The organism is Saccharopolyspora sp. NPDC003752, assembly GCF_053605825.1.
In genome coordinates this window covers 60,646-74,343 of record NZ_JBSGJZ010000003.1, presented here as the reverse complement: position 1 = coordinate 74,343, position 13,698 = coordinate 60,646, and the positions used below count along the sequence as shown (strand labels likewise).

General features: G+C 71.4%; 12 protein-coding genes. 6 read left to right on the top strand and 6 right to left on the bottom strand.

Going from position 1 to position 13,698, the window contains the following annotated elements; all coding sequences use genetic code 11:
- Positions 1 to 120 precede the first annotated feature (120 nt).
- The 5 genes from ACWEV3_RS05495 to ACWEV3_RS05475 all read left to right on the top strand — a co-directional run bounded on the left by ACWEV3_RS05495 (position 121) and on the right by ACWEV3_RS05475 (position 5,755).
- Positions 121 to 1,755 (top strand): glucose-6-phosphate isomerase, encoded by a 1,635-nt coding sequence (locus ACWEV3_RS05495; protein WP_452612719.1) that lies wholly within the window; start codon positions 121 to 123, stop codon positions 1,753 to 1,755.
- Positions 1,752 to 3,287: a glucose-6-phosphate dehydrogenase gene (gene zwf / locus ACWEV3_RS05490; protein ID WP_397527156.1), complete on the top strand. Its 1,536-nt coding sequence runs from the start codon at positions 1,752 to 1,754 to the stop codon at positions 3,285 to 3,287. Before ACWEV3_RS05495 ends, zwf begins: the two co-directional genes overlap by 4 nt.
- A complete protein-coding gene (gene opcA / locus ACWEV3_RS05485; protein WP_452612718.1) occupies positions 3,284 to 4,252 on the top strand; it encodes a glucose-6-phosphate dehydrogenase assembly protein OpcA in 969 nt (322 codons plus the stop codon). The genes zwf and opcA overlap by 4 nt, the downstream gene beginning before the upstream one ends.
- The gene (gene pgl / locus ACWEV3_RS05480) at positions 4,249 to 5,013 is read left to right on the top strand and encodes a 6-phosphogluconolactonase (protein WP_452612717.1); all 765 of its coding nucleotides are present in this window, start codon (positions 4,249 to 4,251) and stop codon (positions 5,011 to 5,013) included. The genes opcA and pgl overlap by 4 nt, the downstream gene beginning before the upstream one ends.
- Before the next feature lie 136 nt (positions 5,014 to 5,149).
- Positions 5,150 to 5,755: a hypothetical protein gene (locus ACWEV3_RS05475; protein WP_452612716.1), complete on the top strand. Its 606-nt coding sequence runs from the start codon at positions 5,150 to 5,152 to the stop codon at positions 5,753 to 5,755.
- A 173-nt stretch (positions 5,756 to 5,928) separates the two neighbouring features.
- Here the strand turns inward: ACWEV3_RS05475 and ACWEV3_RS05470 are convergent, their stop codons facing one another.
- Both ACWEV3_RS05470 and ACWEV3_RS05465 read right to left on the bottom strand, forming a co-directional pair.
- Positions 5,929 to 6,708, bottom strand: coding sequence for an SDR family NAD(P)-dependent oxidoreductase (locus ACWEV3_RS05470; RefSeq protein WP_452612715.1), 780 nt, complete (start codon positions 6,706 to 6,708; stop codon positions 5,929 to 5,931).
- A gap of 48 nt (positions 6,709 to 6,756) precedes the next feature.
- Positions 6,757 to 8,205 (bottom strand): MDR family MFS transporter, encoded by a 1,449-nt coding sequence (locus ACWEV3_RS05465; protein WP_452612714.1) that lies wholly within the window; start codon positions 8,203 to 8,205, stop codon positions 6,757 to 6,759.
- 233 nt (positions 8,206 to 8,438) lie between these two features.
- Here ACWEV3_RS05465 and ACWEV3_RS05460 point away from each other — a divergent pair, with 233 nt between their 5' ends.
- Positions 8,439 to 9,653: a glycoside hydrolase family 10 protein gene (locus tag ACWEV3_RS05460; protein WP_452612713.1), complete on the top strand. Its 1,215-nt coding sequence runs from the start codon at positions 8,439 to 8,441 to the stop codon at positions 9,651 to 9,653.
- Between the two features lie 36 nt (positions 9,654 to 9,689).
- Here the strand turns inward: ACWEV3_RS05460 and ACWEV3_RS05455 are convergent, their stop codons facing one another.
- The 4 genes from ACWEV3_RS05455 to ACWEV3_RS05440 all read right to left on the bottom strand — a co-directional run bounded on the left by ACWEV3_RS05455 (position 9,690) and on the right by ACWEV3_RS05440 (position 13,676).
- Entirely contained in the window at positions 9,690 to 10,328 is a 639-nt protein-coding gene (locus ACWEV3_RS05455; protein ID WP_452612712.1) for a GntR family transcriptional regulator, read from the bottom strand.
- Positions 10,329 to 10,496: 168 nt separating this feature from the next.
- A complete protein-coding gene (locus ACWEV3_RS05450) occupies positions 10,497 to 11,282 on the bottom strand; it encodes an N-acyl homoserine lactonase family protein (RefSeq protein ID WP_452612711.1) in 786 nt (261 codons plus the stop codon).
- Complete coding sequence (tcuA, locus tag ACWEV3_RS05445) at positions 11,275 to 12,768, bottom strand: FAD-dependent tricarballylate dehydrogenase TcuA (protein WP_452612710.1); 1,494 nt, start codon at positions 12,766 to 12,768, stop codon at positions 11,275 to 11,277. The genes ACWEV3_RS05450 and tcuA overlap by 8 nt, the downstream gene beginning before the upstream one ends.
- Entirely contained in the window at positions 12,765 to 13,676 is a 912-nt protein-coding gene (locus ACWEV3_RS05440) for an NAD(P)-dependent oxidoreductase (RefSeq protein WP_452612709.1), read from the bottom strand. The genes tcuA and ACWEV3_RS05440 overlap by 4 nt, the downstream gene beginning before the upstream one ends.
- Between the last annotated feature and the right edge of the window lie 22 nt (positions 13,677 to 13,698).

Below are 13,698 nucleotides of genomic sequence, written 5' to 3'. Positions count from 1 at the left end.
CGCACCGGCCCGGATCGGCGACACTGTGGTCGCACGAAGTTGGCTTCCAAGATCGAACTCCGGAGAACGCAGGTCGAACTGGGGTTCGAGTCCAACTAAATCGAGCGCTGAAGGAACTACATGGCAACCGAAACCTCCGTCGACATTCGCGATGTGGCGCTAGCGGCCGAGGCCCGACCGCTGGTCGAGCAGTTGGCCGCCGATGCGGTTGCCGGCAAGCTCGCCGCCCAGGACGCCACGCTGTGGGGCCCGGACGCGGAGAGCGAGGCATCCATCCGGCTGTCCTGGACGACGCTGCACGAGAGCTCGCGTCCGCTGCTCGCCGAGATCGACGCGTTGCGCGCCGAACTGCACGCCGAGGGCCTGGACCGCATCGTGCTGGCCGGGATGGGTGGCTCGTCGCTGGCTCCGGAGGTGATCACCGCGACCGCCGGCGTGCCGCTGGTCGTGCTGGACACCACCGACCCCGGGCAGGTCGCCGACGCGCTGTCCGGTGATCTCGACCGGACCGTGCTGGTGGTCTCCTCGAAGTCGGGCACGACCGTCGAGACCGACAGCCACCGCCGGATCTTCGAGCGGGCTTTCACGCAAAACGGAATCGATCCTGTGACCCGCATCATCGTGGTCACCGACCCCGGTTCGCCGATGGAGTCGGCGGCGCGCGAGGCGGGCTACCGCAAGGTCTTCACCGCCGACCCGCACGTGGGCGGCCGCTACTCGGCGCTGACCGCCTTCGGCCTGGTGCCCGCCGGACTGGCCGGTGCCGACGTCGCCGCGCTGCTGGACGACGCGGCCGCCGCGTTCGGGCGGCTGAGCGCCGATGACACCGGCAACCCGGCGTTGCAGCTGGCCGCGGCGCTGAGCGCCGCGCACGCCAAGGGCGCCGAGAAGGTCGTGTTCGCCGACACCGGCTCGGGCATCAAGGGCTTCGGCGACTGGGTCGAGCAGCTGATCGCCGAGTCGACCGGCAAGAACGGCACCGGGCTGCTGCCCGTGGTCGTGGAGAACACCGAGGCCCCCGGCTTCGCCGACGCCGGTCCGGACGCGACGACCGTGGCCGTCGGGCCGGCCGTCGACGGCGCCCGGATCAGCACCACCGGCCCGCTGGGCGGCATGTTCCTGCTGTGGGAGTTCGCGACCGCGGTGGCCGGCCGGCTGCTGGGCATCGACCCGTTCGACCAGCCGGACGTGGAGGCCGCGAAGAAGGCCGCGCGGGCGCTGCTGGACGGCCCGGCCGGTGGCCCGGCCGCGACCCCGGCGCTGGTCGACGGCTCGGTCGAGGTGCACGCCTCCGGCGACTGGCTGACCGCGGGCGTCGGCACCGTGGCCGAGGCGCTGCGGGCGTTCCTGGCCACCGCGCCGGAGCGCGGCTACCTTTCGGTGCAGGCGTACCTGGACCGGCTCGACGACGCCTCGACCGCGGTGCTGCGGCCGGAGCTGGCGCGCCGCACCGGGATGCAGACGACGTTCGGCTGGGGCCCGCGGTTCCTGCACTCCACCGGCCAGTACCACAAGGGCGGCCACCAGAACGGCGTGTTCCTGCAGATCACCGGTTCCGCCGAAGAGGACCTGGAGGTGCCGGACCGGCCGTACACCCTGGCCGGGCTGCAGCGCGCCCAGGCGCTCGGCGACGGGCAGGTGCTCGCCGACCGGGGCCGGCCGGTGCTGCGCCTGCACCTCACCGACCGGGCGGCCGGGCTCGTCGAGCTGGTCAAGGCCGTGCAGGACCTGCGCTCCTTGGAGGACCGGGCGTGACTCAAAGCGAACAGTGGCACAACCCGCTGCGCGACCCGCGGGACAAGCGGCTGCCCAGGATCGCCGGCCCGTGCGGGCTGACGATCTTCGGCGTGACCGGTGACCTCTCCCGCAAGAAGCTGATGCCGGCGATCTACGACCTCGCCAACCGCGGCCTGCTGCCGCCGGGCTTCGCGCTGACCGGCTTCGCCCGCCGCGACTGGGCCGACCAGGACTTCGGCCAGGTCGTCTACGACGCGGTCAAGGAGCACGCGCGGACCCCGTTCCACCAGAACGTCTGGGACCGGCTGGCGGAGGGCATCCGGTTCGTGCCCGGCTCGTTCGACGACGACGCCGCGTTCGACCGGCTCGCCGCCACGGTCAAGGAACTCGACGCCGACCGGGGCACCGGCGGCAACCACGCGTTCTACCTGTCGGTGCCGCCGTCGGCGTTCCCGACGGTGCTCAAGCAGCTGTCGCGGTCCGGGCTGACCGAGCCGACCGACGAGAGCTGGCGGCGGGTGGTCATCGAGAAGCCGTTCGGCCACGACCTGGAGAGCGCGCGGCACCTCAACGGCATCGTCAACGAGGTGTTCCCCGAGGAGTCGGTGTTCCGCATCGACCACTACCTCGGCAAGGAGACGGTGCAGAACATCCTGGCGCTGCGCTTCGCGAACCAGCTGTTCGAGCCGATCTGGAACGCGCACTACGTGGACCACGTGCAGATCACCATGGCCGAGGACATCGGCCTGGGCGGGCGCGCGGGCTACTACGACGGCATCGGCGCGGCGCGCGACGTGATCCAGAACCACCTGCTGCAGCTGCTGGCGTTCACCGCGATGGAGGAGCCGGTCTCCTTCTCGCCGCAGGACCTGCGCGCGGAGAAGGTCAAGGTGCTGTCGGCGACCAAGCCGGTCGGGCCGTTCGACGAGACCACCGCCCGCGGCCAGTACACCGGCGGCTGGCAGGGCGGTTCGCTGGTGCCGGGCCTGCACGAGGAGGGCGGTTTCGCGTCCGACTCGATCACCGAGACCTACGCGGCGATCACCCTGGAGGTGGAGAGCCGGCGGTGGGCCGGGGTGCCGTTCTACCTGCGCACCGGCAAGCGGCTGGGCCGCCGGGTCACCGAGATCGCGGTGGTCTTCAAGCGCGCCCCGCACCTGCCGTTCGACAGCACGATGACCGAGGAGCTCGGGCAGAACGCCCTGGTGATCCGGGTGCAGCCGGACGAGGGCATCACGATGCGCTTCGGTGCGAAGGTGCCGGGCACCTCGATGGAGGTGCGCGACGTGACCATGGACTTCGGTTACGGGCACGCGTTCACCGAGTCCTCGCCGGAGGCCTACGAGCGGCTGATCCTGGACGTGCTGCTCGGCGAGCCGTCGCTGTTCCCGGTGAACGAGGAAGTCGAACTGTCCTGGCAGATCCTGGACCCGGTGCTGGAGCACTGGGCCGCCCGCGGCAAGCCCCAGCCGTACAAGGCCGGGACGTGGGGTCCGCCGTCGGCGGACGCGATGCTGGCCCGAACCGGACGCGTCTGGAGGCGACCGTGATCATCGATCTGCCGTCCACCACCACTTCGCAGGTCAACAAGAAGCTGGTCGAACTGCGCGAGTCCGGTGGTGCGGTCGCGCTGGGCCGGGTGCTGACGCTGGTGATCGTCACCGGCGACGGCACCGAGGTGGAGAAGGCCATCCAGGCCGCCAACGACGCCAGCCGGGAGCACCCGTGCCGGGTGATCGTGGTGGCCAGCGGGGCGCGGCAGGCCGCGCCGCGGCTGGACGCCCAGATCCGCGTCGGCGGCGACGCGGGCGCGTCGGAGGTCATCGTGCTGCGGCTGTACGGGCCGCTGGCCGACGAGGGCGCGGGCTCGGTGGTGCCGCTGCTGCTGCCGGACGCCCCGGTGGTCGCCTGGTGGCCCACGGACGCGCCGGAAAGCCCCGCGAAGGACCCGATCGGCGCGCTGTCGCACCGGCGGATCACCGACGCGGCGGCCGACGGCGACCCGATCGCCTCGCTGCAGAAGCGCGTCGAGTCCTACGCGGACGGTGACACGGATCTGGCCTGGACCCGGCTGACCTCGTGGCGCGCGGTGCTGGCGGCGGCGCTGGACCTGCCGCCGCACGACGCGGTCACGGCCGCCACGGTCACCGGCGCGGCGGACTCGCCGTCGACCGACCTGCTGGCCGCGTGGCTGGCCAGTTACCTGGGCATCCCGGTCCGCCGGGTGGAGCACCCGCGCGGGCCGGGCATCGTCTCGGCGGTGCTGGAGCGCCCGTCGGGCAACGTGGAGATCGTCCGCCCGGACGGCAAGGTCGGGACGCTGACCCAGCCCGGCCAGCCGGACCGGCGGGTGTCGCTGCACCGCCGCGAGGTGCGCGACTGCCTCACCGAGGAGCTGCGCCGCCTCGACCCGGACGAGATCTACGAGGCCACCCTGCAGGGCCTGGACAAGATCGTGCGCGGCGGGGACGAACCGGCAGCGGAGGTCGCCGAGTCGGCAGAGGCCGGTTCATGAGCCGACCGGAAGTGGTCGTGCACGCAACCGGCGAACTGCTGGCCGCCGCGGCGGCGGCCCGGCTGATCACCAGGATCGTCGACGCGCAGGCCGCGCACGGCGTGGCGTCGGTGGTGCTCACCGGTGGCCGGACGGGCATCGGCGTGCTCGAACAGGTCAACCGCTCCCCCGCCCGGGACGCGGTGGACTGGGCGAACGTGGACGTGTACTGGGGCGACGAGCGGTTCCTGCCGGACGGCGACCCGGACCGCAACGAAACCCAGGCCCGCCACGCCCTGCTCGACCACGTCCCGGTCGCCCCGGAGCGGGTGCACGCGATGGCGCCGTCGGACGGCAAGTTCGGCCCGGACGCCGATGCGGCGGCGGCGCACTACGCGGAGGTGCTCGCGACCACGGCGTCGCGGGCGACCGACATCGCGGTGCCGCACTTCGACGTCCTGCTGCTGGGTGTCGGCGAGGAGGGGCACACGGCGTCGCTGTTCCCGGACACCCCGTACGTGCGGGAGGCCGAGCGGACGGTGGTGGGCGTGCACGACTGCCCGAAGCCGCCGCCGACCCGGATCTCCCTGACGCTCCCGGCGATCCGGGCGGCTTCGGAAGTCTGGCTGATGACCACGGGCGAGGCGAAGGCCGAGCCGGTGGCGGCGGCGCTGGGCGGGGCGAAGCCGGTCGATATCCCGGCGGCGGGAGCCCGCGGCCGGGACCGGACCCTGTGGCTGCTGGACCCGGCCGCGGCATCGGCCGTCCCCACCGGAGGCTGATCACCCGAGGCGACGGGCACCTCCGAGCACGAGTTGCTCGGAGGTGCCCGTCACTCGTTCCGCAGGTCGCACATCTGGTGGCGGGACGTTGATCGTTCCGGTTCCGCGGGCGGTCCCGCTGGTTCAGACTGGGCCGGTGCACCAGGAACGAGAGTTCGTCGTCGAGATCGATGCCCGGATGGTCGCCCAGGGACGCAGGTTCATCCTGCGGTCGCGGCGCACCTCCGCTTGGATTTCGTCGATCGCCGCCGGGCTCATCATCGGGCTCGGCGGTGGCAGCGCGCTGGTGCTTCCCGGCAACTGGCCGATGATGCTGCTGATCGCGTTGCCCGGCCTGTTCCTCGCGCTCGACGCCGGACGCCAGTTCACCGCGGTGCGACGACTGCGGGAGACGTGGCAGCGAGCCGGGATTCCCGCGGTGGCGATGCGGTTCTCGGCCGCGGGACTGCACTGCAGCAACGAGGCGGCACCGGCCGTCTTCCTCCCCTGGCCCGCGATCGCCGGGATCCACCTCAAACGACGGCTCGGCCAACCGCTGCTCGCGCTGGAACTCGCGCCCGGCGCAGCCGCGACGCCGGGCGTTGTGGGGTTGGACCATCCCGACGTCCAGCGCGCACTGCGCACGAAGACGTTCGGCGTCCGCGGCCTGTGGTTCGGAGTCCGCCCGCTCCGGCAGCCCCTCGAACAGATCGACCGGGCATTCGCCGACTTCACCGGCGGCCGGCTGCGCTGCCAGCCCTGAACGCACCGCTTCAATCCGCGTGAGCGGGAACAATCCGCTGTGGGCGCTGGGTAATCTTCCGCGTTATGCGCCGTGCACGAGGTCGATAGCGAGTGCGAGCCGCCCGAGCCGGGCCGTGGGTCTTCCGGGTCGCCACGGCAGCCCACAAGACCCACCGCCCTGGCCGCGGCGGGTTAGGCGGTCTTGAGCATTCCGCCGTCGATGACGAGGTCCGAGCCGCTGATGTTCGGCACCTCCCCGGATGCCAGGAACGCCACCAGGGCAGCCACCTCTTCCGGCGCGGTGAAGCTGCCCGTGGAGACGCCGAGGTTCGCGGGAATCTGTTCGAGGAAGTCCGCCAACGGCACGCCCGCCTGCTGGGCCAGCGCTTCTCCGGTGCTGCCCGGATCGGTCCAGACGCCGGTGAGGACCGGCCCGGGGGAAATCGTGTTGACGCGCACGCCCTGCGGACCGAATTCCTCGGCCAGGGCCTTCCCGAGGTTGGTCAGCGCGGCTTTCGCCGCCGAGTAGGCCACCAGGTGGGGCAGCGCGAGGCGGGCGTTGACGGAGCCGATGTTGATCACTGCCCCGCGGTGTTCCAGCAGGCTGGGCATCGCGGCCCGGGTCGCCCGCACGGCGCTGAGGAAGGCGATCCCGAGCACGTCGTCCCAGGCCTGGTCGTCGACCGACAGGAAACCGCCCGCTTGGGCGGCAGTGCTGGAGACGTTGTTCACCAGGATGTCCACGCGGCCGAACAGGTCCAGCGCGTGGTCTACCAGCCGCTCCGGCCCGGCGGGGTCGCCGAGGTCCACGGTGCAGACGTGCGGGGTGGCCTCGGCCAGTTCCGGGCTGGTGGTGCGGGCACCGCCCACGACGTTGGCGCCCCGGTCGGCCAGTTCACGAACGATGGCGAGGCCGATGCCCCGGCTGGCGCCCGAAACGACGGCCGTCTTGCCCTTGAAGGAGTTGTCCACTTCTCTCCGATCGTTGTTGAAATCACCCGCGCGAAGCGGGAAGACGAATCAGCCCGCCTGGGTCTCCCTGCCCGGCAGGCGAACGGCTACTGCGGCGCCGAGCGCGCAAATCCCCAAAGACCACCAGAAGGCCCCGCCATAGGCCTGGGGGATCGCGGCGTGACCCGCGAGCCGCTGCTGCACCACGACGGCCAGCACCGCTGTCGAGACCGATCCGCCCAACTGGATGGAAGCGATCAGCGCGCTGCTCGCCCGGCCGGTGTCTTCCGGGGCGATGCTTGCGAATCCGGAAGACAGGGCGGGCGCGAGCGTGGTACCCAGGCCAATCCCGCGCACCAGGAGCGAGCAGACGAGCAGCGCGGTGCCCTCACGCGGGTCGAGCTGGGTGAAGGCGATGGTGCCCACGGCCGCGAGGACCATCCCGGCCAGAACCACCGCGCGCGGGCCGAATCGGGCGACGAGCCGGGAGACCACCGGCAGGATCAGCACCGTGCCCACGCCCTGCGGCGCCAGCAGCAGGCCGGATGTCCAGGCGTCGAACCCGCCGGCCTGCTGGAAGAACAGCGGCAGCACGAACATGACGCCGTACACCGAGGCCCCGAACAGGAACGCGGTGACGGCGGATGCGGCGAACCGACCGCTGGCGAACAGCCGCACGTCGACCAGCGGCACACCGGGCATCCGCAGCGCATGAACCACGTACGCGAGCAGCAGCACCGTGCCGACGCCGAACGAAACCAGCACGACCGGCGAGGCGATCCCGCCGTCGCTGGTCATCTGGGACAGCCCCAGCAGCAGTCCCGCGAGCGAGGTCGGCAGCAGCACCGTGCCGGTCAGGTCCAGCCGGGAGGCGGCGCGGTCGTGCCGAGACGGGTCGGCAGGCAGGATCAGTTGCGCCAGCACCGCGCACAGCAGGACGAACGGCACGTTGATCCAGAACAGCCACTCCCAGCCAAGCCGGTCGATGAGCACCCCACCTGCCATCGGCCCGAAGACCGGGGCCAGGGTGATCGGGATCTGGACCAGGCTCATCACGATCGTGGCCCGCCGCGGACCCGCCGCCCGAGCCAGCACGGTCAGCATGATCGGCTCGAACAAGCCGCCACCGAGGCCTTGCAGGACCCGCGCACCGATCAGCACGCCCACCGACGGGGCAACAGCGGTCAGCACGCAACCGGCCAGGAAAACCGCCAGCGATGCCTGCCACAGCGCTTTCTCCCCGAAGCGGTCCATCGCCCAGCCGGCGACCGGAATGACGACCGCGATCGCCAGCAGGTACGCCGTGCTCACCCACTGGACGGTGGACAGCGGGACCTCGAACGTCTCGGCCAGTCGGCCGATGCCCACCGAAACCAGCGTCGTGCTCAGCAGTGCCAGGACCCCGCCGAGCGCCAACACCGAGCCGAGCAAGAACAGCGCCCGCCCCGAATGCTCCTCCCCCGCAAGCACTTCGGACGCCGACGACGCGGTCTGCGCGTCCGACGCGTGTGCTGCCACCTTCTCCTCCAGTCCTGACTTCGCCGGCTGAGCTGCATCGGCTGGGCGAAGATCCGTTGCGTTAGGTCGATGTAACCGCTGCGGAGCCGTCGGTTCCGGCGGGATTCGGACTTCGTCCTGTCTGGACCGCCCGGATCAGGTGACGTGGTAATTCCTCGCCATTGGCGCGCGGGGCCGGGTTCTGGTCGTACGCTGTGGCGCGCAGTTGTCGATCAGCGGCGAGGTGAGCTGAGATGACCCGCACGCAGGGGTTGCGTCGGATCCGGGCGGACGTGATGGGGCTGGCGCTGGGGTTGGTGGCGATCCTGCTCGGGCTCTTCGGGACCACCGGGGCGGCGGCGAAGGAGCCGACCACCGCGATGCGCGGGATGTGGATCGCCGGGGTGCAGAACATCGACTGGCCGAGCCGGCCGGGGCTTTCCGCCGCGCAGCAGCAGGACGAGTACCGGAAGCTGCTCGACCAGGCCGTCGCGAACAAGCTGAACGCCGTGTTCGTCCAGGTGCGGCCGACCGCCGACGCGTTCTGGCCGTCGCCGCACGAACCGTGGTCGCACTGGTTGACCGGGCAGCAGGGCCGCGATCCCGGCTACGACCCGCTGCGGTTCATGGTCGACGAGGCGCACCAGCGCGGCCTGCAGTTCCACGCCTGGTTCAACCCGTACCGGATCAGCATGACCGACGACCCGCAGGCGCTCGTCCCGGAGCACCCGGCCCGCAAGCACCCGGAGTGGACCTTCGCCTACGGCGGCAAGCTCTACTACGACCCGGGCGTGCCTGCGGCCCGCGAGTTCGTGACCCGCGCGATCATGCACGCGGTCGAGAACTACGACGTCGACGGCGTGCACCTGGACGACTACTTCTACCCCTACCCCGTCGAGGGCCAGAAGATCCCGGACGAGAAGACCTTCGCCGAGCACGGCAAGGACTTCGACAACATCGAGGACTGGCGCCGGCACAACGTCGACCAGCTGGTGGCGGACCTCGACGCCCGGGTGCACCGGGCCAAGCCGGACGCGAAGTTCGGCGTCAGCCCGTTCGGCATCTGGCGCAACGCGTCCAGCGACCCGGCCGGCTCGGACACCAAGGGCCTGGAGTCGTACTCGGCGATCTACGCCGACACCCGCAAGTGGGTGCGGGAGGGCTGGGTCGACTACATCGCCCCGCAGGTCTACTGGCAGATCGGCCACCCGGCCGCCGACTACGCCGCCCTGATCCCGTGGTGGTCCAAGACGGTCTCGGGCACCGGCGTGGACCTCTACATCGGCCAGGCAGCCTACCGGGTCGGCAAGGAGGGCTGGACCGACCCCGGCGAGCTCTCCGCCCACCTGGCGCTCAACAGCGGCTACCGCGGCGTCAAGGGCGACATCTACTTCAGCGCGAAGTCGCTGACCACCAACGCCGCCGAAGCCATGGCCCGCGTCGTCGAGGAGCACTACTCGGACCGCTGAGCCGCCATCCCCGCCGGAACCGCGGCGGGCACCGGGTCAGGCGGTGGGGTCGTCGCGGTAGATCTGGAGGCGGAGATCGCGCGCCTTGGTCATGTGGTCCCGGGCCAGGTCGTGGGCCCGAGCCGCATCGCGTTGTTCGATCGCGTCGATCAGGGCCCGGTGTTCGTCGAGGGCTTCCGCCCAGCGGCCCTGGACCTTGAGGGTGGTCGCCGGGTAGCGGGTCAGGTGGTTGTTCAGGCGGGTCAGCAGATCGACGATGGTGCCGTTGTGACTGGCCACCCAGATCGCTTCGTGCACCGCCCGGTTGGCCGCCGCCATCGCCGCCGGGTCGTCGGTCGAGGTGCCGTCCATCGCCGCCTGGGCGCGGCGGATGCGGATCAGGTCGAACTCGCTGTGCCGCTGGGCGGCCGCTGATGCCGCGGTGGCCTCCAGGGAGATCCGGACCTCGTAGATCTCGAGGATCTCCTCCGGGCTTCGGGTGCGGACCCGCATGCCGCGGTCGCCCCGCTCGACCAGTCCGTCCTGTTCCAGGCGGCGCAGCGCCTCGCGCACCGGCGTGCGGCTGGTGCCGTACCGCTCCGCCAGGGCCAGCTCCACCAGCTGGGCACCGGTCTCGAAGGTGCCGTCGACGATCTCGCCGCGCAGCCGGTCGTACACCTCGGACAGCGTCGTCACTCCTTCTGCCGCGAAATCACCTCGTGAGCGCCGGCCCCGGCTCTTACCGGCACGACCACTCACGCCTACGTTCGGTCCGGTGCGTGGCGCCTTCGCGCCGGGCGACCCGGTCGAAGGCGCCACGCCCGAGCACCGAACGCAAAGTATACCTCGGTATGCATTGCGCCCCTAGGCGATGCGGACGGCGAGTCCTTCCAGGCCGGGCACCGCCGGGAACCGTTGCAGCACCTGCGGATCGTGACCGGGCACGATCAGCTCCTGGCCGGATGCCAACGCGTGCAAGGTGTCGAACGCGTCGTACATCGACGGCAGGTGGGTCACGATCCCGTACGGCTTCTCATGCTCGACGTTCTCGTAGAAGTGCGACGCATCGGCCGCCAGCACGACGTTCCCGGCAGCAGTGCGGACCCGCACCACCTGCAGGCCCGGGGTGTGCCCGCCGACGCGGTGCGCGGTGATGCCCGGCACCACCTCGTGCACCCCGCCGACCAGGCGCACCCGGCCGGTGAAGTTCTGCTCCACCAGGTACGCGACGTCGGACGGCTCCACGAAGTGCGCCAGCCGCCCGCGTCCGGCGTGCCGGGAGGTCCAGAACGCCATCTCGGCTTCCTGCAGCACGATCTCGGCCTGCGGGAAGTCCGCCACGTGCCCGGAGTGGTCGTAGTGCAGGTGGCTGATCACCAGGTGCTCGATGCGGTCCGGGTCCACGCCGAGCGCGCGGATGGTGTCCATCGGGGTTTGCAGGTAGTCGCGATTCCCGCGCCGCGCCGCCGTTTCCGGGGTGAACCCGGCGTCGACGAGCACGGTGTGCGAGTCGGAGGCCGCCAGCCACACGTAGTAGGAGATCGGCCAGGCGTCCAGGGCGCACGGGTCGTGGCCGTAGAAGTGCTCGCCGCGCACCGATGCTTCGCGGTGGGCGAACCGGATCGCGTAGACCTGGAATTCCTCAGCCATGGCGCCCCGCCTTCCCGGCGCTGGCCCCGGCCAACCGGCCGAACACCGCACCCGAGGTCAGGCCGCTGCCGCCCGGGTAGTTGCCGGAGAACAAACCGCCGACCATCTCGCCCGCGGCGTAGAGCCCGTCGATCGGCTGCCCGTCGGTGTCGAGCACCTGGGCGGATTCGTCGACGTGCACCCCGCCGAAGGTGAAGGTGATCCCGCAGCCCACGGCGTAGCCGTAGTACGGGGCGGTGTCCAGGGCCTGCGCCCAGTTGGACTTCGGCGGCCGGACCTGCGCGGCGCGCCCGTCCTTGACCGCCGGGTCGAACGGTTCGTCCACGATGGACTCGTTGAACGCGGTGACGGTGCGCTCCAGGCCCGCAGCGTCGATGCCGAGCTCGTCGGCGAGCTCGGCCAGGGTGTCGGCCCGCGCACCGGCGATGGGCCGCGAGTCGTACTCCTCCTTGCGCAGCAGCGGGCGGGTCTTGGCGTCGAACAGCTGGAACGCCCGGCCCTGCGGCTGGCGCAGGATCTCCCGCCCGTACTTGGCGTAGGTGTAGTTGCGGAAGTCCGCGCCCTCGTCGACGAACCGCTCGCCCTCGACGTTGACCACGATGCCGATCGGATAGCTCTGCCGGGTCAGCTGGTTGGTCAGCTCCCGGTTGCCGCCGGTCGGGCTGCCGTCGGCGTCCCACGCCACGCTGTGGCAGGAACCCCAGTCGCCGTGCGGGGCGGCGCCGGCGGCCAGCGCGAGGTCGAGCACGTCACCGGTGTTGGTCGGCGTGCCGCGCACCAGCGCGCGATCCCAGCCCTCGCCGAGGTGCTCGGCGCGGCGCTCGGGGTCGGATTCGAAGCCACCGGCCGACAACACCACCGCACCGGCCCTGATCCGGTGCCCGACGCCGTTGGAATCGCGATAGGTGACGCCTCGACCGGCCGCGTCGGCGAGGTGCAGCGCCGTGACCTCGGCGCCGTAGCGGATCTCCACGCCCTCTTCCAGCGCGGCCCGGGTGTGCTGGGCGATGAGCCCCTTGCCCCCGTCGACGGTGCCGACGAACAGGCCGCCGGAGAACACCCACTTGCCGTCGGACAGGTAGGCCTGGCGCTCGTACATCAGCCGCCACCGGATGCCCTTGCCCGCCAGCCAGCGCACGGCATCGGCGGAGCGGGAGACCAGGATCTTGGTCAGCACCGGGTCGCACTTGCCGTCGGTGACCCGGCGCATGTCGTCGGTGAAGGCGCTCTCCGGGTAGGCGGGCACCACGGAATCGGCGTGCCGCTCGTCGGGTTCGAGCAGGTCGGCGACGTCGTCGAGGCCGTCGAAGGCGAACCGGAACGCGCCGGCGGTGTAGAAGGAGTTGCCGCCGGCGGCGTCTTCCTGCGCCTTCTCCAGCAGCAGCACCTTCGCGCCCTGCTCCACGGCCGAGTGCGCGGCGGAGAACCCGGCGTTGCCGCCACCGACCACCACGACGTCGAACCGGTCGGTCTCCGGCTTGCTCATTCTTCGTCTCCCTTGTCGTTCGAGGTTTCGGCCATGGGGCGCCCGGTCCAGCGCTCCCAGAGCGTGGCGATCGAGGCGTAGTCGAGCCGGCCGAGCCCTTCCGAGACGCCGAGCTCGTAGACGGTGTGCGCGCCCTGGATGCCGAACAGCGGCACTCCGGTGTCCTGGGCCATGGCCAACGCCAGGGTGGAGTCCTTGCGGGCGGCCTCGGTGGGCATTCCGCCGTCGTACTCGCCCCGCAGGATCCGCTCCACGAAGCGGTGCGTGAGCGGGCGGGTCAGCCCGGCCTCGGGGCCGGACAGCAGCGCGGCCAGCGCCGAGCCGGACACGCCGGTGGCCGCGCCCAGCGCACCGGCCTCGGCGAGCACCACCATCACCGCGTGCGCCACCGCGTTGTTGATCACCTTCGCGGCCATCCCGCTGCCCACCGGCCCGAACCTGGTGATGGTCGCACTGATCGCCGCCAGCACGTCGGACACCTTGTCCACATCGGACTCCTCGCCGCCGACCAGCAGCGTCGCGGTGCCCCCGGCCATCTGCGACACCCCGGACAGGATCGCGGCGTCCACGACGCCGATGCCGTGCGCAGCGCAGATCTTCAGCTCCTCGGCCATGTCCGCGGGATTGACCGTGCTGGTCTCCACGATCACGCTGCCGGCCTGCATCCGCGGCGCCAGCTCGGCGATCACCTGCAGCGAAACCTTCGGCGCGGGCAGGGAAAGCACCACGACGCCGGACCTGGCCAGCTCGGCCACCTCGGCAACCGCGTCCACCTGAGGGGCCTTCGCGACCTCGGCAACGCGCTCGGCGTCGAGGTCGAACACCCGCAGCGGGCCGTGCGCGGCGAGGCGACCGGCGACCGCACCACCCATGTTCCCCAGCCCGCACAACGAAACGGTGTCACTCACCGGCGTTCTCCTAATCAGTTGC